Source organism: Glaciecola sp. MF2-115 (assembly GCF_047250385.1).
Lineage (GTDB): Bacteria > Pseudomonadota > Gammaproteobacteria > Enterobacterales > Alteromonadaceae > Glaciecola.
The window spans coordinates 244,436-265,537 of the sequence record NZ_JBLBVM010000056.1 but is presented as its reverse complement, the minus strand read 5'-3'; the positions used below and the strand labels follow the sequence as shown (position 1 = coordinate 265,537).

The following is a 21,102-nucleotide window of genomic DNA, read 5'->3' as shown; positions in this document are numbered from 1 at the left end:
ATGCTATTTTCACTTCCAAACAAATTGGTAAAAGAGATCGGATATGCGAGCTGCAGTGAATGTTTGTTTACTTTACAAGATGTGCAGTCTATTGATTATTACTTTGCTACAAACGCACTTACCAAGCGCTTTGAATCAGTACCGGAACATACTTTCTTTACTGAGCAAGACTCATTGTCTCAAATGTTTCATATACTCATTGCTCTCTCGTATTTCTTACGTCAGGGCCACAGTTGCCTGACTATATCTGCTATCGCAAAGCAAAGGTATTGGGCCGAGCTAGAGCAGGATCAGGAATTGATTTCCTCAGAAGAGAATGACAGAAATGCAAAGGATGGCTTTTTATTTATCGATGAAGAAAGGCTTCAGTTAATCATTCAAGACTTCTATGATATTTGTTCCGCTAGGAAGGATATTGTTTGGGAACATGGCTGTTTATATACGGCGCGTTATGCAAATTATGAAGATATTGTCGCAGCCTTTTTCAAGGAGCGGCAGAGTAATGAAACTTACCAGAACGCGATTTTACAAACATGTTCAAGCGACCTTTGGACCGCCTTATTCCCCAATAAATTGAATAAAAGCATTGACTGGCAACAAATCTCTGTACTGAATGGCCTATTAGCAAAAACGTCGATAATCAGCGGCGGAGCGGGCACCGGTAAAACCTATACGGTGGCAAGGTTACTGCTATCCTGGCTTTTCACTCAAGAACGCAATATGCCACGTAACACAAGGTTATTGCTAGCAGCCCCCACAGGTAAAGCTGCTCAGCGTCTAAATGAATCTATCCTTGGCGAGTTTTCAAATTTAATTAAAGCAAACGAAAGTAAAGCAAACGAAAGCCAACATTCACAAGTCGTATCCATCATAGAATTGTTGAAGCCAATGATAGAGGCGAAAACGATACACCGCCTATTAGGGCTTGGCATGCATGGTATTGAGCCCAGGTACAACGAAAAGAAACAATTGGATTGTGATTTTCTAGTGATAGATGAAGCCTCAATGATCGACTTGGCGATGATGGCGAAGCTATTACGCGCCTTACCCAAGGACGCAAAGCTAGTGTTGATAGGAGATGCCAACCAACTACCTTCGGTTGAAAGTGGCGGCTTATTGAAGGATTTAGTTAACCAAGATAATTGGCAAGAGGCCGCGCATTCAAATGATTTCTCTTGTGTTTATTCTTCTCAACATGCGCAAATACTGAATCAAGTCGTTTCGAGTTTCCCTATTGGGCCTGAAGAAGCGTTGTTGAGTAAACAGCCAGCAAGCCAGACAATTCAATATGATCACGTCACATTTCTGCAAAAAAGCATGCGTTCTCAAAGTGAAATAGGGAACATGGCAAAGCGCATTCTAAAAGGCGACGCTAAAGAATTTATAAAACATATTTCGGCATATAAAAGTATTGAATTCGGGTCACAAACTCGAAGCAATCAGAATGAACGTGAGCGAAATGAGCGTGAGCAAACTGCACAGCAAATGAGTCTAGCTATGAGCGATGAGGTCATTAGTTGGCATGAAGAAGCTTATACTCAAACAGGTGTATTAAAACCGGCCTTAATTGAACATATCGCGCAACAGTATGAGCCGATATTTGAAAGTAACTCAGCGCTTGAGGCAATAGCTCAATTGCAAAAATACAGATTACTCTCTGGTACTAAAAAAGGCCGTTTAGGTACGGAGTTTTTAAACATACAAATTGAACAAGAGCTACGTAAACGCTTCACTCATATCGATGCAGGCCATATGTATCGAGGTATGCCAATTATGATTGTGCAAAACGACTATCGTTTAAAGCTATTCAATGGCGATATTGGTGTAATTTGGTCTAATGACGAAGGTCAACTGCGTGCATGCTTTAATGACCCAGAAAATGCGTCACAGCATATTTCATTTAGTGTAAGTTCCTTGCCCGCCTTCGAATTGGTTTATGCAATGACCATACATAAAACTCAAGGTTCAGAATTTGCGCACGTGGATATTCTTCTGCCTAATTCATTGAAAGGGAGCGCTAGCGCACAAAGTGCTCAGCACTTGAGTAGAGAATTGCTGTATACAGGTGTAACAAGGGCGCAGACAAGTATTGGATTAATTGCAAATACAGCGGTTCTAAAAGCTTGTATTGAAAATACGTCAACTCGATTCAGTGGCTTAAAGAGAAAATTACTTAGCTAATTTAATTGTGGATTTTGATAATTTTTGCATGACCAGATGGCACACATAAGGAAAAGGTGAGAATTGTTTTTGATGCTTTTAGGTTTTGATTAACACTATGGATTCGCACTGTTTTAGAGAAAAATAATTGGTTTTGATGAACACGAATAAAGTGTTGAGCGGCAAAATATTGTTGATGATTTAAACAAGCGAGCTTTGTTAACTGTGAATAATCTATCCAACCGATAATTTGACTCGGATAAACGATGTTGTTGACCAAATTGCCTATATCTTCTCTAAACGTAAGGTTTGCGCCGAAGACAGGACGATCGGATAATACTATTTTTGAACTTTCGTCTGCAACCAAAGATAAAACTTGGCGATTAGACGTGTGTTCTAAGTTGTCATTAGCCTCTGAGTGGGGCATAGTTTCTCTCTTTCGAACACCGATAGTATTTTTCATTTACCAGTATTTAGAATTTATTGACTTGGCAAATGCTTGAATGAATAAACACAGTGGTGTTTTCTGCAATAGTAAGTGGACCTTAGTGTAGTGTAAATAAGCTCGCAAACTGATGATGCAGATCAAGCAATGATACAAATAATAGCAAGTTAACAACGAGAATTGTGGGAGTTGCACTAAATGGTTTTTACCAAATGGATTCAATCTGTCTTTTTAATCGCCTTAATAGCGAGTTCGCTTTTAGTCCAAGCACAAGAAAAATCAGAATTTCTAAAATCTAAGCAAGTCATGAATGGCTTTATTGATATCGTTTATTCTAATAGTGACGATAAGGTGTATTTAGCACTCGATGCAAAACAACTCAACCAACAAATATTGTTCCAAAGTAGTCTTCCACAAGGTATTGGCTCTAACGATATCGGCTTAGATAGAGGCCAGTTGGGGGAAACACGTCTCGTTCAGTTCCAACGTTTCGGAAATAAAGTATTGTTAAAGCAACTAAATACTGATTATCGAGCAAGCTCTACCAATATTGCAGAACGCCAAAGCATTGATGAAGCATTTGCTGACTCGGTGATTGCTGGCTTCGAAGTTGCCTACGAATCGAAAGGCAAAATTTATCTAGATTACACAACATTCCTATTTTCTGATGTACATGGCATCAGCGATACTTTAGAGCGAACAGGGCAAGGTTCTTATAAGCTTGACCCCGTGCGTTCAGGTGTTTATTTACCGAAAACGAAAACCTTTGAACGTAACACAGAGCTAGAGGCCTTAGTCACTTTTGCTGGCAACGCGAAAGGTGGATACATTCATCAAGTTACACCAGATGCGAACAGTGTCTCTGTGCATTTACATCACTCATTTATAGCACTGCCCGACGATGGCTATAAAAAGCGAGCTTTCCATCCCTATTCAGGATTTTGGAAGCATAGCTATTATGACTATTCAGCACCTTTAGATGCGGATATGGAACAGAAGTTTATTCCTCGTCATCGTTTAGCAAAGAAAAACCCTAACGCGGTTATGAGTGAAGCAGTTGAACCAATTGTCTATTATTTAGATCCGGGCATTCCAGAGCCAGTGATGACTGCGTTGCGTGAAGGTGCATTGTGGTGGGATCAAGCATTTTCAGCCGCAGGATACAAAAACGCGTTCCAAGTTAAGGTTCTGCCTACAGGAGCAGATCCAATGGATGTGCGCTACAACGTTATTCAATGGGTGCACAGAGCAACAAGAGGTTGGTCATATGGAAGTTCAGTGATTGATCCACGTACTGGCGAAATTATCAAAGGCCATGTGACGCTTGGTTCATTGCGCGTTAGACAAGACTATTTAATTGCCTTGGGGATGACCAGTCCATTTACCAAAGAGAATGGTGAAAAGGCAAATACCGATGCACAGTTAGAGATGGCTTTGGATCGAATTAGACAATTGTCAGCACATGAAGTTGGTCATACAATCGGTATCGCTCACAACTTCGCTGCCAGTGAAAATGACCGCGCCTCAGTGATGGATTATCCGCATCCTCTCATTACCTTAAAAGATGGCGAAGTTTCACTTGAGAATGCTTATGCCAAAGGTATCGGTGAATGGGATAAATACGTAATCGCTTATGGATATCAAGACTTCGCAAACCAAGATGAGAGTGAAGCTTTGAGTCGTTTGGTATCTGAAGCGAGAAAATCTGGTTTCCTATATAAGTCAGACCCTGATGCAAGAATTGCTAAACGAGCTTCAAGCGATGGTCATCTTTGGGACAATGGTAAAAGCCCAATTGATGAATTCAAACGAGTTAGTGAGCTAAGAAAATTTGCTTTGTCGCGCTTCGGTGCAAACTCATTGCCAGTAGGTGCTGACTTGTCATCATTGGAAGAGCGACTTGTGCCAATCTACTACTCGCACCGCTTCCAGCTAGATGCCTTGGTTAAACAGGTTTCAGGCGTGAAATACGAATATGAACAAAAGGAACCAAGTACTGCTTTGAAAGGGAACTCATTCGTTGAGGGAGACTTGCAATTGAAAGCCGCTGAATTAGTAGTGGATTCAGCCTCCGCAGACTACTTAGCGCTTGAGCAAAGCTTAGTAAAGTTGATAAACCCAAAAGCTTATGGCAGCAACCGCAATAGAGAAAGTACTAAGGGAAGAATGGGGATTGCCTTTGACCCAGTGAGTGCCGCTGAAGCCGCTTCTGCTTATTCACTAAGTAACTTACTAGAACCAGTGAGGTTGAATAGATTAGCTTATCAACATAGCACTGATGAAAGCATTCCTAGCGTACAAAAACTGATTAACCTAGTATTCGACCGACTCATTAAAACTCGCTCGCAGGATGTTCTTAACCAGCGTGTAAAACACGTCGCATTGAGCATTTTCTTCGATGTGTTAAAAGCAGAGCAGTTGTCACCTGAAGTTAAGTTAGCTATGCAGGCCGAGTTACTCAGCTATCAGAAGTGGCTAGAGAAAAAAGATCGCAGTACTCAAGGCAAAGTATTACTTAAATACATTGAGCATTACTGGACTACCAATGAATGGCTAGGTAGCTTTGCGCTTAAAGCACTTCCGCCAGGTTCTCCAATCTAGTTATTATATAACTCGGCTATAGCGCATTTGATGCGCTGGCTGAGTTAAATATTGGTCAAAGCTCATGCAGATATTGCGGACTAAAAGTCTTCCACGGTCCGCAATTTTGATATGAGTGTCACTGATATCGATAAGACCATCCGATGCAAATCCACTCAAATCACTAATTGAGCCCTCAAAATAATCATCAAACTGGATATCAAACTGTTCTGATATCTCGGCTTTATTGACTTGAAAATTACACATCAAGGAATGGATAACGGCTCTGCGTATTTGGTCATCTCGGTTCAAAACGAGGCCCTTTACTAAAGCCGATTTTTTCGTGTCGATTGATTTGTAGTAGCTTTGCAAGTCTTTATCGTTCTGCGCATACATATTTTCGATGCTACTGATTGAAGAGACACCCAAACCAAGCAAAGCATTATGTTGTTTAGGCGTATAACCCTGAAAGTTTCGATGCAAATGCCCAGACTCAAGTGCTTTGCTTAGCTCATCACTTGGTTTTGCAAAGTGGTCCATTCCAATAAATACGTAACCCGCAGTTGTCAGATATTCAATGCCAAGGCGCAGCAAATCAAATTTGGCATGGGCGTTGGGAAGCCATTCATCTTTTATCTTACGTTGAGCTGCAAACATTTGAGGCATATGTGCGTAGCTGAAAAATGAAATACGGTCGGGATCAATTTCGACGACTTTTTCCAAGGTCTGTAATAAAGTTTCTGCTGTTTGCAGCGGCAAACCATAAATCAAATCAAGGTTTATAGACGCAAACCCAACAACTTTGGCTCTCGCTACGAGTTGACTAATGAACTCAGTGCTTTGAACTCGGTTAATTTTTTCCTGTACTTCACGATTGATATCTTGAACACCAATACTCAGACGATTGAAACCGACATCAGCAAGGTCATCTACATAGCTTAGTTCAATCTCTCTAGGGTCGATTTCGATACCGGCTTCAAGCTCAGAATTGAAATTGAAGTTAGCCTGCAATGTTGACATAAGGCGAGCAAGTTGTGACTTGTCAAGAAAGCTCGGGGTGCCGCCGCCTAAGTGAATTTGTGTCACTGTGTAATTAGCAAACTGCTTGCCTCGGTGTTCAATTTCTTTAAATAGAAACTCGAGATACTGGTCTGCCTTATGTTTATGGCGGGTGACTATCTTATTACAACCACAGTAATAACAAAGAGAGTGGCAAAACGGTATATGCAAATACAGAGACAAATGCTGAGCACTTTGACCCGTAGCGTTTTGTTTTATTTGGAATTCAAAATCACGGTCAGTAAATTCTTCTTGGAATGAGAGCGCTGTAGGGTAGGAGGTATATCTTGGTCCTGCCGTATTATATTTATTCAGAACGTTTTTATCGAAGTACTCTAAAGTTGCCATGCTCTCATCTTCACTATGATTGAATTGATATGGAATTATAATGGCAGGCAACGGAGATAAAATTGATCTGGAACAGGTTTAACTGCGAAAAGCAAAAGCTCCGTGGGCGAATTTATTAGCAAGTGCTCGCAGTAATTATTCGCAGTAATTATTCGCAGTATTCATTTGAAGTATTCATTCGCGGTATTCATTTGAAGTATTCATTCGCGGTATTCACTCGCAGCATTCACTCGCAACATACACTTCATGAATAACCCTATATCACGACAAATAATTACCCATATGCATAGAAAGCACCTAACATTTTGTTAATTCAAATAAGGAACAAAAAATGGCTCAATTGTATCTGGTTCGTCACGGTCAAGCGTCCTTTGGTGCTGCAGACTATGACAAGCTGAGTGATATAGGACATCAACAATCAAAATTGCTTGGGCAGTATTTTGCACAACGCGATATTGTTTTTGACAACGTGGTCACGGGTGATATGCGAAGGCATAAAGAAACAGCAGCGGGTATCCAGCTCGGTGCTGAAACCGATATTCCAGTGATTACCGATGCGGGTTGGAATGAATTTGATTTCAATGCTGTCGTGGGGGCTTATTTGGCTGTTAACCCCGCGGCTCGACCTGCAAATGATGCGCCACGTGCCGAATTCTATCGTTTACTAAGAAATGCGATGTTCGCTTGGTCAAAGCAAGAAATTGGTCATGATTTATCGGAATCGTGGGAAGGCTTTACCTCTCGAGTGGCCGGCGCGGTAAGTAGAATATGTGAGTCAGAAAGTAAAAATGTGCTAGTGGCGAGTTCCGGTGGTGCGATAGCTATAACCATGATGCATATGTTGGACTTAAGCGTCGAGAAAGCGGTAAATTTCAATTTACAGATCAAGAACACCAGTATCAATCACTTCTTCTTCAATCGTGATGGTATTCAATTAAGCAGTTTCAATAATGTTGGGCATTTAGATTTGCCTGAACATAAATCACTTATCACCTATAGTTAAGTAACTAATTAGCCAGCTTTGGCATGGGGCAAATATGAACTTTGATTACACCGAAAAAACAAATGATTTGATCGCAAGACTGCAGGCTTTTATGGATGAGTATATTTATCCAAATGAGGCTACGTACCATGATTTAGTGCATCAATCAGAAAATCCATGGGTAACTCCTCAGTTAATGCATGACTTAAAGGTAAAGGCGAAAGAAGCTGGTTTGTGGAATTTGTTTTTGCCTAGTGAATACTTGCCTTATGGTGCAGGCTTAACTAATCTTGAATATGCTCCCCTATGTGAATTGATGGGCCGCTCACTATGGAGTTCGGAAGTGTTTAATTGCAGTGCTCCAGATACAGGTAACATGGAAGTACTAGCAAAATACGGAAATCCTGAACAACAAGAACGTTGGTTAACACCGCTTCTTAACGGCGAAATTCGTTCGGCATTTGCAATGACAGAGCCGGAAGTGGCATCGTCTGATGCAACTAATATTGAGACGTCAATTATTCGCGACGGTGATGACTATGTGATCAACGGCCGTAAGTGGTACACCAGCGGCGCAATGAACGAAAATTGTCGTATCATGGTTGTAATGGGGAAAACAGATACATCAGCGGCAAGGCACGAGCAACAATCTCAAATTTTAGTGCCAATGGATACTGCCGGCGTTACCATTGTTCGCCCAATGTCAGCTATGGGTTACTTAGATGAACCTGTCGGTCACGCAGAGGTCTTGTTTGAGAATGTTAGAGTACCTGCCAGTCATTTATTGGTAGGCGAGGGTAAAGGTTTTGAAATTGCACAGGGGCGTTTAGGGCCGGGACGAATCCACCATTGCATGCGCCTTATTGGATGTGCACAGCGAGCTTTAGATGAGGCATGTGCGCGAGTTGATGAACGAATTGCATTTGGTCAACCACTAAGCAAACAGCAGTCTGTTCGTGAAAGCCTAGCCAGTATGTATTGCAAAATTGAGCAAGCACGTTTATTAACATTAAAAGCGGCTGACCATATGGACAAGTATGGTAATAAGGTTGCTAAAAATATTATTGCAGCAATTAAAATTGTCGCGCCTAAAATGGCTTGTGAGGTGATTGACGAAGCTATCCAAATGCACGGTGCATTAGGAACTTCCCAAGATACAACACTGAGTGCTAATTTAGCATACGCTCGCACAATTCGACTTGCTGATGGTCCTGATCAAGTGCACATGATGCAATTGGGCGGAAACTTAGTTAAGCAGATGTCTGCTAACAATATTTGAGCAAAACAAATAATGAGTTTTGATATCACACCAAATCTTGCAATTCTTCAGGCATATTGCGACAGCCAAGTGCCTGAATTGGGTGCGCTTCTGAGCTTAGATAAATTTAGTGGTGGTCAATCAAACCCCAGTTTTAAGTTGTTAACTTCCACTGGTGAGTTTGTATTGAGAAGACAACCACTTGGTCGTTTGCTTAAATCAGCTCATGCAGTGGATCGCGAATATCGGATTATAAAAGCGTTGCAGGACACTAAAGTCCCAGTACCAAAAGCCATTCACCTATGTACTGACAACGAGATTATCGGTAGTCAATTTTTTATTATGAGTTATGTAGCGGGTGACATTTTTTGGAATGCGTCGTTATCAGATTTTGACGAAAGGCCTTGTTTTGGAGAATCACCAAACTCAAAAAGGGCTAAAATTTACGAACAGATGAATTTGGCATTGGCAAATTTGCACAGTATTAAGCCTGAGGAAGTTGGTTTGGAGAACTTTGGTCGTCCTGGTAATTATTTTGCTCGTCAATTAGATAGGTGGACTAAGCAGTACAATGCAGCGCAAACTCAAGAAAGTGAAGACGCAGTATTTTTGATGGAATGGCTAGGTCAAAACCTGCCAGATGACGATGGTCTAAGCGCCATTGTTCACGGAGACTTCCGTTTAGACAACATGATATTCACGCCAGATAGTCAAGAGCTCGTAGCTATTTTAGATTGGGAATTATCAACATTAGGCCATCCCTACGCAGATTTGGCATATCAGTGCATGCAACTGCGTTTACCTGCAAACATGGGTAATGTCCCAGGTTTAGGCGGAGTGTATCGAGAAGAGTTGGGTATTCCGACTGAAGAAGATTATGTTGCACTCTATTGCGAACGTGCTGGAATCAAAAGTATAGACAACTGGCAATTTTATATTGCCTTTAGTTTTTTCCGACTTCTTTCAATTGTTCAAGGAGTGGTAAAGCGAGGCAAGGATGGTAATGCTTCAAACCCAAAAGCACTGGAACTAGAACAACTTTTAAACCCATTATCAGCGCTCGCAGTTCGAGCGATTAAGGAAGAGTATTAAGATGAAAGCAATTGTATGTAATGAATTTGCCCCAGTTTCAGAATTAAAATTACAGGATATGCCTGAACCTGTTGCTTCAAAAGGCAAAGTCGTTATTGATATTGAAGCAGCTGGTGTCAACTTTCCAGATAGCTTGTTAGTGCAAGGTCTGTATCAAATAAAGCCTGATTTACCCTTTATTCCAGGTACCGAAGTTGCTGGCACTATTTCACAAATTGGTGAAGGAGTGCCTTATTTAAAAATTGGGCAACGTGTCATTGGAATGTGTGTATTGGGTGGTTATGCAGAAAAAGTTGAAGTGCCTGCAACGCACGTCATCCCAGTACCAGATGATATCCCACTGGAAGAAGCTTCAGCTTTGGTCACTGCACACGCAACAGCACACCATGCTTTAAAACAAAGGGCAAACCTATCTAGCTCAGATACACTTTTAGTCACTGGCGCGGCTGGCGGAACAGGTTTGGCTGCGATTCAAATTGGTAAAGTGATGGGAGCTAAAGTGATAGCGGTCTGCTCTACCGATGAAAAGTGTCAAGTTGCAAAAGAAAATGGAGCGGATATATGTATTAACTACACTGGCATAGATCTCAAAGCAGCCATCAAAGAACATACAAATGGCAAGGGTGTTGATGTTGTTTATGAATGTGTAGGAGGCGATATGTTCCATACTTGCTCTCGCAGCATGGCATGGAATGGACGTCTGTTGGTTATTGGTTTTGCTGGCGGCGAAATACCGAAGTTTCCTGTAAATTTAGCCTTAGTAAAAGGTTTCTCTGTTGTTGGCGTATTTTGGGGCTCATTTACACAACATCAGCCACAAGATTTCATGGCAAATATGAAAGAATTATTAACATGGTATGTTGAGGGGAAAATCAAAGTTGTTGTTGATGAACGCTTTGCTTTGGCTGATGCGGTTGATGCGATAAATAAAGTGACAGACAGGAAAGTAAAAGGGAAAGTCGTTATTAAACCTTAGTAAATAACAAGCTTAAAAAGAAAAGGCGACTCTATCGAGTCGCCTTTAATGACGAAGTTCCCTTCGTCGACCATGTTGAAACGGTTTCAAAATGGTTCTTCATACCGTATTAGATACGATCCTGAAGTGCTAGTGCAATGGGGTTGTCAGCAAGGCCTTGCTCAGCAAGCCATGCTTGAAGCGTTTTGCCATCACCTTCAGGTGATGCTAAATCTTTCTTTGGCATTTTCTTTACAAGCAACGTGCCAGCTTCAACCGCATTATTCAGTGCAGCAGTCCTGATCATGCTATTACCGTTGCATTTAATGCCCGTGTAATAATCTTTAAGCTGAAGCCTAAAGTCAGATCGTACTACTTTAATTTTTTTGCGTAGTTCACTTTTATCGTCCGCAACAACGATAGTACAGATATTAGCCAATGCCGATTCAATGTCACCTGCTTGAGAGGGAACTGAAAATAAAGCAAATGGTATAGCAGCTGCAAGTGCGTAAAGTTTCGTTTTCAACATGATATTTACACCTTTAAGTTAAATTGTTTGGTTAGGTCGAGAGCAAATATACTTGTTTGAAATTGATTGGTCAGTTAGCAGGCAAATACTAAAGTATGTGGTTTGATACCATATTTGTGGGTGACTTAATATAAAAGCCAATAAATTCAATGCATTGGCTTTTTGTGGGTTTTCTTTGATTTTTTGTATTTAATTATTGCTTTTCTCTGTAGCCCTTACCAGGCAGTGACTCCGCCATCTATTGCAATGGTTTGCCCATTCATATACGTATTGCCTGGTGAGAGCAACAATAGCATCACATTAACCATTTCTTGTGGATCACCAAGACGTTTCATCGGTGAACCCTTTGCCAACATGGCTCTTGCTTCTTCTGTATTTAAGCCCTCAACATTCATAATATTTGTTGGACTAAAGAAAGGGCAAACAGCGTTCACTTGAATATTATGGCGGGCGTATTCTACTGCCGCTGTTTTGGTTAATCCTGTCACAGCGTGCTTCGCGGCAACATAAGCACCTGCTTTAGGCGCACCACCTAGACCTGCCAAGGAACTAATATTTAGGACGTGTCCGTGACCCGATTTTAACATTGCGGGAATTTGATATTTCATTCCAAAGGCGACACCTTTTACATTTACAGCAAATTGACTATCAAATATTGCTTCGGTTAATTCATGTGTTGCAGCCATCTCATGTGCTATGCCGGCATTATTAACTGCTATATCTAAGCTACCAAATTGGCTAACAGCGAGTTCAACTAAGGACTTTGAGTTCATTTCGTCCGCAACATCACCAACCAAAATGTATGCTTTGTCGGGAAACGGCAAACTGGACTTGGTCTCTTCTAATCCTTCTTTGTTAATATCACTGAGGACCAAATTGCAACCACGTTTATTTAGCTCCAGAGCAAGCTTCTTCCCAAAGCCATTGGCTGCCCCTGTTATAATTGCGGTTTTATTGCTGAAATCTAATAAACTGTCCATTGAGTTTCCTAAAGTTAAATTACATGAAATAAGAACTGATTAAATTGTAGTATTTTCTGAGTATAATCTTCAGAAAATTGCCCCACTATTTTTAATTCAAATAGTTATCTATTGGCAGTAATACATTTCTCATATTTATAATCAGCGAATATATGCAGCGACGGTTATACAATTCGCAATCGCGAAACTAAATCAACCAAACTTATCAATCTATATAAAATCAATAAAGTGGGCTGATAGCGTCATATACCCTAATCTTCCAGTATCAGATTTTATTGGGAAACGTTATGTCGAGCGAAACTACTATAGTCAGTCCTGTAAGCTATGTTCAAGATCAGCAACTTGCTTTAATTGGTCTTAACAGTGTTCCTGTTAATGCGTTATCAAAAGCTGTCCGGGTTGGCGTGATAGAAAGCGTGAATAAGGCCTTAGCTGATCAAAACGTAAAAGCAATCGTGTTGCATTCTCATTTACCATTGTTCAGTGCAGGGGCTGATATCTCTGAATTTAGTTCCACTGACTTGTCACCCGTATTGCCTGAAGTATTAGACCTTATTGAACAATCAACAAAGCCTGTTATTGCTATTGTTGGAGGTAACGCATTTGGCGGTGGTTTAGAGTTAGCATTATCTTGCCATTACAGAGTCACGCACGCTAAGAACAAAGTAGGCCTGCCAGAAGTGCATCTTGGTATATTACCTGGAGCGGGCGGAACGCAGAGATTGCCTAGGCTTGCTGATGCTATAACGGCATTAGATATGATCGTCACTGGTGCACCGACACCAGTAACTAAATTAAATGGCGTATTTGACCTGATTGTTGATTCAGCAGAAGAATTGCAGGTTGCAGCAATGGAGTTCGCCAATACAGTTGTTGAAAAGCAACTGCCCGTTAAGAAAGTCTGCGATATTAAACTCGAAATGAATAGCGATACCCAGGCTTTGTTTGAACAGTACGCTCAAGGAGTGGCTGCAAAAGCACGTGGGTTCTTTGCTCCGGGTCAATGTGTGCTGGCAGTTCAAGCAGCATACACGCATGACTTTAAGGATGGACTAAAACGTGAATCGGAATTATTTATAGAGTGCATGGATACGCCTCAAGCCCGAGCACAACAGCATTTCTTCTTCGCGGAGAGAGCTGCAAGTCATGTTCAAGGAATTGCAAAAGATGTAAAGACCCGTGACATCAAACAAGTTGCTGTGATTGGAGCAGGGACAATGGGCGGCGGGATTGCGATGAATTTTGCGAACGTCGGTATTCCTGTTGTGATGTTAGAATTAAAACAAGATGCACTTGATAAAGGCTTGGCACTTATTCGTCGTAACTACGAAAACTCAGCGAAAAAAGGTAAGTTAAGCACAGAGCAAGTTGAAGAACGTATGTCACTGTTAACGGGTACAACAAATTACGATGATTTGTCGAATGCCGATTTAGTGATTGAAGCGGTCTTTGAAAAAATGTCAGTGAAAAAAGAAGTGTTCGGCATGCTAGATAAGGTATGTAAAGCTGGTGCTATCTTGGCCTCGAACACATCAACACTCGATTTAAATGAAATCGCCTCCTCTGTATCGCGTCCACAAGATGTAATCGGTTTACATTTCTTCTCTCCCGCGAATGTTATGAAATTGCTCGAAATTGTGCGCGGTGAAAAAACCGCAGACGATGTTATTAAAACGGCAATGGTCCTAGCTAAAACAATCCGAAAAGTGGGTGTGTTAGTTGGCGTGTGCTTTGGTTTCGTCGGCAATCGAATGATTGAGCCCTATGGTAGGGAATCAAACCGCTTAATGCTTGAAGGCGCAAGTCCAGAGCAAGTCGATCGAGTAATCGGCGAGTTCGGTTTCCCAATGGGACCTTTTACCATGGGTGACATGGCAGGCCTAGATATTGGTTTCTTTGTTCGAGAGTCACGCAGAGAGTTAATTGCTCATGATCCAAGTTACTGCATTGTAGCCGACAAGCTAGTTGCCCAAGGTCGCGTAGGTCTAAAAGCTGGGAAAGGTGCTTACCTTTATGAGGCTGGCAGTCGCAAGCCTATCCCAGATCCAGAGGTAATTGAAATTGCTAAACAAGAAGCAAAAAGACTGGGTATCAAGCAACGTGAAATTTCTGACCAAGAAATATTAGAACGTTGTATCTTCCCGCTTATTAATGAAGGTGCGGATATTCTCAAGGAAGGCATTGCGGCTAAATCTAGTGATATTGATGTTATCTACGTCTACGGTTATGGCTTCCCTGTATACAGAGGCGGGCCTATGCAGTATGCGGATGAACTTGGTTTAGCGTATATCAGAGATCGAATGAATTTTTATAAAGAATCACTTGGAGACTACGGCCAACATTGGTTTACGCCTTCAACCTTATTGGACGAATTAGCAGAGTCAGGAAAAACTTTTTCGTCAGTGAAGAAATAAATATTTAGTAACTGCGTTCAGCGGTTATTTAAGAGTAAAAAGAGGAAACTATGCAAAATTTTAAAGCACCACAAAGAGACACTTTATTCGTTACTAATGAACTACTTGGTTTTGAAGAACATTATCAACGTTTAGGTTTTGAAGATGCAAGTGATGATCTAGTTCGCGCAATCTATTCAGAAGCTGCTAAATTTGCCGAAAATGTACTAGCGCCAATTAACGCATCGGGTGATGAAGAAGGTTGTACGTTTAATGATGGTGAAGTAACAACACCAAAGGGCTTTAAAGAGGCTTATCAACAATATGTAGACGGTGGTTGGCCTTCGATGGCGCATCCCGTTGAATTTGGTGGGCAAGGTTTACCATATTCACTTGCATCCTCTATGGCCGAATGGTTCTCTGGTGCTAATCACAGTTGGGCGATGTACCCAGGCTTGAGTCAAGGCTGCATGGAAACTCTGAAAGCGCATGGTACCGACGAACAAAAGAAAATATACCTAGAAAAGCTTGTTGAAGGAAGCTGGACTGGCACAATGTGCTTAACCGAATCTCATTGCGGTTCTGATTTAGGCATGCTGAAGTGTAAAGCAGAGCCAAATGACGACGGTACATATAGTGTAACGGGTACTAAAATCTTTATCTCAGCAGGTGAGCATGATATGTCAGACAATATTATTCATATTGTTTTGGCAAGATTACCTGGCGCGCCGGAAGGAACTAGAGGCATTTCATTGTTCGCGATACCTAAGTTTAATGTCGATGCAGAGGGTAACATTACCGACCGCAACGCAGTTAAATGTGGCTCTATCGAACATAAAATGGGAATCAAAGCTAGCGCAACGTGCGTGATCAACTTCGACTCAGCCAAAGCTACTTTGATTGGTGAACCCAATCGCGGTTTAAATTGTATGTTTGTGTTTATGAACATGGCAAGAATAGGCACGGGTGTTGAAGGTTTGTCAGCTACTGAGGCGGCATTTCAAGGTGCCTTGGCCTACGCCCAAGACAGAACACAATTTCGTTCTATGACTGGGGTAAAAAATCCTGATGGCCCAGCCGATCCCATTATCGTTCATCCTGATGTTCGTCGCATGCTACTAACACAGAAAGCGTTTCGCGAAGGTAATAGAGCACTAGCACTTTATTGCATGCAATTAGTCGACGTTTCTCAGCATGATCAATCGCCAGAAAATAAACAGTTAGCAGAAGCTAAGCTTGCTTTACTCACACCAATTGTAAAAGCTTTCTTAACAGAAACTGCGCAAGAAACCACCAGTTACGGAATGCAAGTATACGGCGGACACGGTTACATTAAAGAGTGGGGCATGGAGCAGCTAGCTCGTGATACCCGTATTTGCACGATGTATGAAGGCACAACGGGTATTCAAGCCATTGATTTATTAGCACGTAAAATCATGGGCTCTAAGGGAGAATTACTAAACGTTTTTACTTCTGAGATTAAAGGGTACTGTGCAACTATTCGTGACAAGCAACAGTTCAACCATTGGTCAAATGCGATTGAATCCCATGTTGATGAGTGGTTACAAATGACTCAAGACATTGGCGTTTCTGCGGCATCCAACCCAGATGAGCTAGGCGCAGCTTCGGTAGACTACTTAATGTATTCTGGTTACGTTACGGTTGGTTATTTTTGGTTAAGAATGGCTGTCGTCGCTCAGCAAAAAATTGACGAAGGAAGCAGTGAAGTTGATTTCTACAATGCCAAATTACAAACTGCTAAATTCTATTTTGATAGGATGTTAACGCGCACTAGATCATTAGTTTCAGCCATCAACTCTGGCTCAGAAAACCTAATGCAGATGGACGCAGAGCATTTTTATCAAGGTTAATTGTTAACCAAGTAAATAATGGGCTTCTTATAAGCAACAAGAAAGACGAGCATGGCAACATACTCGTCTTTTTTATGTTTATTCAATATCAATGGTTGTAGGTTTTTGCTACTTCCATGATTTGTTCGCGCATCCAAATATGGGCGTGATCGTGATCCGCGCTTACATGCCAGTATAGGTAGTATTCAACGGGTGGAATTTCAAAGGGCATTTCATAAATAGCTAAATCATAGTGCTTCGCTAAGTGATAGGGAAGGCAGGCTATTAAGTCAGTTTTAACAATTGCACTAGGTACCGTCAAAAAGTGTTGGCCACGCATCACTTCTTTACGTTTCTTACCTAGCTTATCTAACTCGATATCAATAGGCCCTGCGCCTTTCTTGCGATGAGATACATTTATATGGCCTAATTCAAGGAAGGTTTCTAAATCCAAACCATTTTTAAGCATTGGATGGTTTTTACGAGCGAGCACAACGAAACGGTCTGAGGCGATTTTTTGCTTTAACAAATGTGGATCGGTAAAAGCTGATGCATCAGCAAAAAAATCGAGGCTGCCACTCGCCATCGCGGACACAACGTTAGTGCGGGCTATTTCGTAATTGGTCAATGTGATATTTGGCGCATTTTTCTGCAGTAAGGCCATGAGTCGCGGCATGATACTTACTTCCAATAGGTCTCTACTCGCAAAGTTGAACGCTTTGTGAGCGGTTGTCGGTTCAAATATGTGAGAGTCTTGAACGCTCTTGCGCAACAAACTGAGAGCATCGCGCGCGGGGCCAATAATATTTTGGGCAACGGGAGTGGGTGTCATGCTGTGTCCCGTTCTAACAAACAAAGGATCGTTCAACATTTCCCTGAGGCGGGCAAGAGAGTTACTTACTGCCGGTTGAGTAATACATAACACATCAGCTGCTTTGGTTAAGCTTCCTGCTGTGTAAATAGCATCAAAAACAGCAAATAGATTGAGATCAATACGATTCAAATTCATCTTATAATTATTTCCTATAATCCGATATTGTTATTTGTAATTCGACAAACGGGCTTAAATCTATCATTAATGTTACTACAAACATTGATTTAATTGATAGTATTAGTCTAAATCAATATGAAATACTAATAAAAAAGGATTGATATGGAATTTTCACAACTCAAAGTAGGCGATGAATTACCGCAAACACAATGGTTTAAGATCACTCAACAAAAAATTAACGAATTTGCTGTGGCAACAGGGGATCATCAGTGGATACACATAGACCAAGAGCGTTGTGCAAAAGAAAGCCCATTTAAGACTACCATTGCCCATGGTTTTTTATCTGCTTCATTAATGCCAATGATGTTCGAGCAAGTCATAAGCGTCGATCCAATGAAATTCACAATGCTCAATTACGGCATTGATAGTTTACGGTTTCTTGAGCCAGTGCGAGTAAATGACGAAATAAGATACCAATTTAAAGTTGCCGATATTGAGGATAAAGCGATGGGGAAACTATATAAAGTCGCAGCAAAGGTTGAGATTCAAGGTCGAGAAAAACCCGCTCTAGTGGGCACATTTTTGACTTTATTAATCGCTAAATAAGAGTATTTCGTAAATACCTGGTCTGACCATGCTTATCATGAATGATTACATATAAGTAACAATTCATTTACAAATAGATGGGCTAGCCCTACTATCAATTGACTATGGTTGCGATTTTTGGCTGTAGTCAATAATAATTGATAAAATAATCTCCGTTAATCTGGGCCCAGATCCAGTAATGCGGAATTTGGGGACCACTATGATATTTACAGCCAAAAAGTCAGCTATTGCTGCCTTTGTAGCATCTCAGTTACTCGCTTATCCATCTATTACACTGGCGCAAGAAGCTGAAGAAGACAAAGCAAAAGAAGTCGAGTTAATTCTAGTTACGGGGAGTTTTGTTCGACGCAGCGAAAATTTCGATTCACCCTCGCCATTAACGATTGTAGATAGTGTTGCAATTGATTCAATAGGTGCCAAGAATATTGGGGATATTACTCAAACTCTGACAATAAATACGGGGGCAGAAAATACCCCTGATGCATTTACGCAAAACGCCACGGCAGGAACATCTAATATTAACTTACGCGGCCTAGGAGTCGCTTCGACACTCATTCTGCTAAATAACAAACGCCAAGTAGTTAACTCACAGCCAAATAATGGCGGCGTTAATTTCGTTGATACTAGTTCGTTAGTGCCGATGATTGCTATTGGCCGAATGGAAGTTGTAAAAGATGGTGCTTCTGCGCTGTATGGTTCAGACGCTGTTGCTGGCGTAGTAAACTTCATCACAAAGAAAAACTATGAAGGCGCTTCAGTTACTTTGGATTATCAAGACGGCGCACATGGCAATAATAAAGAATATGTCGTCCAAGGTTTATGGGGGGCAACTGGTGACGATAGCAGTGTCATGGCTGCGATTAGTTATACTAACCGTTCTCCTATGTTCACTTCAGACCGACGCTTAAGTCGGCCTCAAGACGATACAAGTTCATTAGGTAATCCTGGAGCCTTTTTCATTTTACCTCCTATTACTGCCGCTCCAACACCAATTATTGATCCTGGTTGCGCAACCTTCGGAGGCTCACCAATATTATTAGCGCCAGCAGGCGTTGGACCAGGTGGGACTGACGTTGGCTTCTGTGGTTTTGATTTTGGTTCAACATATTCATTTGTTCCTGACGAAACGCGAGTGAATGCCTACATGAGAGGCACTTATAATATTTCTGATGACATTGAATGGATTTCGGAAGTGAGTTACGCACGAAACAGAGCAGAGCGTGGGGGCTCCCCGAGTTTTCCAATTTTGACCTTACCATCGATTCCTGCTGATCACCCTGATAACTTCTTCGGATTTCCTGTTTCCTTCTTCGGAAGGGAGTTAGGAAATGGTCAAGAAGGCGATCCAGCTAGAACTGAGTCTGATACTTTTCGTTTTAGCACAATGGTACAAGGTGAATTGGACGCAGGTTTTTGGGAAGTAAGCTATACAGCAGCCAGGAATGACTTTTATTTTACCGTGCGTGATACCTTAGCGCAGCAATTTCAAAACGCTTTGCGTGGCTTTGGTGGCGTTAATTGTGACCCAGTAACCGGCACAGCGGGTGAGGGCGGATGTGAGTACTTTAATCCATTCTCATCGTCATTTATTACACCGAATACACAAAGCGTTATTGACTCCTTCACAGCAAGACAAGAAATAGATTCTGAAGCTAATTTAGAAGTAGTCGAAGCCTTCGTTTCAACTGAATTGTTTGAAATGGACGGTGGTGCTGCTGGAATAGCCATCGGCGCTCAATATCGTTACCAGGATCTTACGCAAGATTATGATGACTTGTCGAATCAAGATCGATTCGCTTTTGTTATTGGTAACGCAGATATCTATGGCGAGCAAGATGTCGTCGCTTTATTTGGTGAACTTGCCATGCCCGTAACAGATGAACTGGATGTTCAAATAGCTTTGCGTTATGAAGATTACGGTGGCACTACTGGCGACACAGTCGATCCTAAGTTGGCGCTTTCATATAGGGCTTCGGATGACTTGTCTTTTAGAGCTTCTATTTCGACATCATTTAGAGCTCCTTCTATATTTCAGAGAGACGGTGGTGCAACATCATTGAATCAAATGGTTGACCCATTGACTGGTGGTGCAGCGTTCGCGGCAGCAAGAGCCAGCGGTAATGAAGACTTGGTGCCAGAAGAGTCAACGGCATTTAACTTAGGCTTCTCTGTTGAACCGATGGACGACTTGTCAATTGAGTTAGATTATTGGAGCTTCGATTTTGAAAATCTAATTATTCAAGAAAGTTTCCAAGCAGTATTGAATGCTGATCCGCAAAATACGACACGCGTTATTCGTGCAGGTGATCCATTAAACGGGCCATTACTACAAGTTAACACCACGTATGTAAATGCCAGTTCACTTAAAACATCTGGTTTAGATATGGTAGCAAGCTATAAAATTGAATCAGATCTGGGAACGTTTACGCCATCAATAACTGCGACTTATGTACTGGACTACGACCTTGTTGACCCACAAGCTGGCAAGGTTGAAGGAGCGGGGCTTCGTAACTTTAATAACATTGGTGTATCAAGCCCAGAACTGCGCGCAAATCTCGGTCTAAATTGGAAGACAGATGGTTATTCCGCGAATCTCTTCGCTCGATATATAAGTAGTTACGATGATGATCAAAACGTGGATGCAACAACCGGGAATTTCCTTGAGGTAGATAGCCATGTGACCTTCGATGCTCAGTTCAATATCGACCTTGGCTCTATGTTTGAAACAGAATCAAACTACGTATTAACCCTTGGCGGTATTAACCTAACAGATCAAGATCCACCGCAAGTATTTACTAATAGTGGGTTCGACTCGAAGGTTCATGATCCGAGAGGACGTCAGATTTATGCTAGGTTAGCGGTGCAGTTTTAGGC

Annotated in this window: 15 protein-coding genes; 10 read left to right on the top strand and 5 right to left on the bottom strand. The window is 41.5% G+C overall.

Annotated features, from left to right (window positions below; all coding sequences use genetic code 11):
- Positions 1 to 2,181, top strand: a complete 2,181-nt coding sequence (gene recD / locus ACKLNX_RS16380) for an exodeoxyribonuclease V subunit alpha (RefSeq protein WP_412973123.1) — start codon at positions 1 to 3, stop codon at positions 2,179 to 2,181.
- A gap of 1 nt (position 2,182) precedes the next feature.
- Here the strand turns inward: recD and ACKLNX_RS16375 are convergent, their stop codons facing one another.
- A complete protein-coding gene (locus ACKLNX_RS16375) occupies positions 2,183 to 2,587 on the bottom strand; it encodes a hypothetical protein (protein ID WP_412973122.1) in 405 nt (134 codons plus the stop codon).
- A 216-nt stretch (positions 2,588 to 2,803) separates the two neighbouring features.
- On the opposite strand from ACKLNX_RS16375, the gene ACKLNX_RS16370 reads away from it, so the two are divergent.
- The gene (locus ACKLNX_RS16370) at positions 2,804 to 5,206 is read left to right on the top strand and encodes a zinc-dependent metalloprotease (RefSeq protein WP_412973121.1); all 2,403 of its coding nucleotides are present in this window, start codon (positions 2,804 to 2,806) and stop codon (positions 5,204 to 5,206) included.
- A 3-nt stretch (positions 5,207 to 5,209) separates the two neighbouring features.
- Here the strand turns inward: ACKLNX_RS16370 and hemN are convergent, their stop codons facing one another.
- Positions 5,210 to 6,592: an oxygen-independent coproporphyrinogen III oxidase gene (gene hemN / locus ACKLNX_RS16365; protein WP_412973120.1), complete on the bottom strand. Its 1,383-nt coding sequence runs from the start codon at positions 6,590 to 6,592 to the stop codon at positions 5,210 to 5,212.
- Between the two features lie 331 nt (positions 6,593 to 6,923).
- On the opposite strand from hemN, the gene ACKLNX_RS16360 reads away from it, so the two are divergent.
- From ACKLNX_RS16360 to ACKLNX_RS16345, 4 genes are read left to right on the top strand one after another with little or no spacing between them, the layout of a single operon-like run.
- Complete coding sequence (locus ACKLNX_RS16360) at positions 6,924 to 7,595, top strand: histidine phosphatase family protein (protein WP_411693639.1); 672 nt, start codon at positions 6,924 to 6,926, stop codon at positions 7,593 to 7,595.
- A gap of 34 nt (positions 7,596 to 7,629) precedes the next feature.
- Positions 7,630 to 8,853: an acyl-CoA dehydrogenase family protein gene (locus tag ACKLNX_RS16355; RefSeq protein WP_412973119.1), complete on the top strand. Its 1,224-nt coding sequence runs from the start codon at positions 7,630 to 7,632 to the stop codon at positions 8,851 to 8,853.
- A 12-nt stretch (positions 8,854 to 8,865) separates the two neighbouring features.
- A complete protein-coding gene (locus ACKLNX_RS16350) occupies positions 8,866 to 9,924 on the top strand; it encodes a phosphotransferase family protein (RefSeq protein WP_412973118.1) in 1,059 nt (352 codons plus the stop codon).
- Position 9,925: 1 nt separating this feature from the next.
- A complete protein-coding gene (locus ACKLNX_RS16345) occupies positions 9,926 to 10,900 on the top strand; it encodes an NADPH:quinone oxidoreductase family protein (protein ID WP_412973117.1) in 975 nt (324 codons plus the stop codon).
- 109 nt (positions 10,901 to 11,009) lie between these two features.
- Here ACKLNX_RS16345 and ACKLNX_RS16340 read toward each other — a convergent pair whose 3' ends face one another.
- Both ACKLNX_RS16340 and ACKLNX_RS16335 read right to left on the bottom strand, forming a co-directional pair.
- On the bottom strand, positions 11,010 to 11,408 hold the full coding sequence (locus ACKLNX_RS16340) for a DUF3718 domain-containing protein (protein ID WP_412973116.1): 399 nt from the start codon (positions 11,406 to 11,408) through the stop codon (positions 11,010 to 11,012).
- 215 nt (positions 11,409 to 11,623) lie between these two features.
- The gene (locus tag ACKLNX_RS16335) at positions 11,624 to 12,388 is read right to left on the bottom strand and encodes an SDR family NAD(P)-dependent oxidoreductase (RefSeq protein WP_412973115.1); all 765 of its coding nucleotides are present in this window, start codon (positions 12,386 to 12,388) and stop codon (positions 11,624 to 11,626) included.
- Positions 12,389 to 12,675: 287 nt separating this feature from the next.
- Here ACKLNX_RS16335 and ACKLNX_RS16330 point away from each other — a divergent pair, with 287 nt between their 5' ends.
- A complete protein-coding gene (locus ACKLNX_RS16330; protein ID WP_412973114.1) occupies positions 12,676 to 14,802 on the top strand; it encodes a 3-hydroxyacyl-CoA dehydrogenase NAD-binding domain-containing protein in 2,127 nt (708 codons plus the stop codon).
- 50 nt (positions 14,803 to 14,852) lie between these two features.
- Positions 14,853 to 16,652, top strand: coding sequence for an acyl-CoA dehydrogenase C-terminal domain-containing protein (locus tag ACKLNX_RS16325; RefSeq protein WP_412973113.1), 1,800 nt, complete (start codon positions 14,853 to 14,855; stop codon positions 16,650 to 16,652).
- Positions 16,653 to 16,740: 88 nt separating this feature from the next.
- On the opposite strand, the gene ACKLNX_RS16320 is transcribed toward ACKLNX_RS16325, so the two are convergent.
- Entirely contained in the window at positions 16,741 to 17,640 is a 900-nt protein-coding gene (locus ACKLNX_RS16320; protein ID WP_411693647.1) for a LysR family transcriptional regulator, read from the bottom strand.
- 144 nt (positions 17,641 to 17,784) lie between these two features.
- On the opposite strand from ACKLNX_RS16320, the gene ACKLNX_RS16315 reads away from it, so the two are divergent.
- Positions 17,785 to 18,228, top strand: a complete 444-nt coding sequence (locus ACKLNX_RS16315; RefSeq protein ID WP_412973112.1) for a MaoC family dehydratase — start codon at positions 17,785 to 17,787, stop codon at positions 18,226 to 18,228.
- Between the two features lie 199 nt (positions 18,229 to 18,427).
- On the top strand, positions 18,428 to 21,100 hold the full coding sequence (locus ACKLNX_RS16310; RefSeq protein ID WP_412973111.1) for a TonB-dependent receptor domain-containing protein: 2,673 nt from the start codon (positions 18,428 to 18,430) through the stop codon (positions 21,098 to 21,100).
- The last annotated feature ends 2 nt before the right edge of the window (positions 21,101 to 21,102 follow it).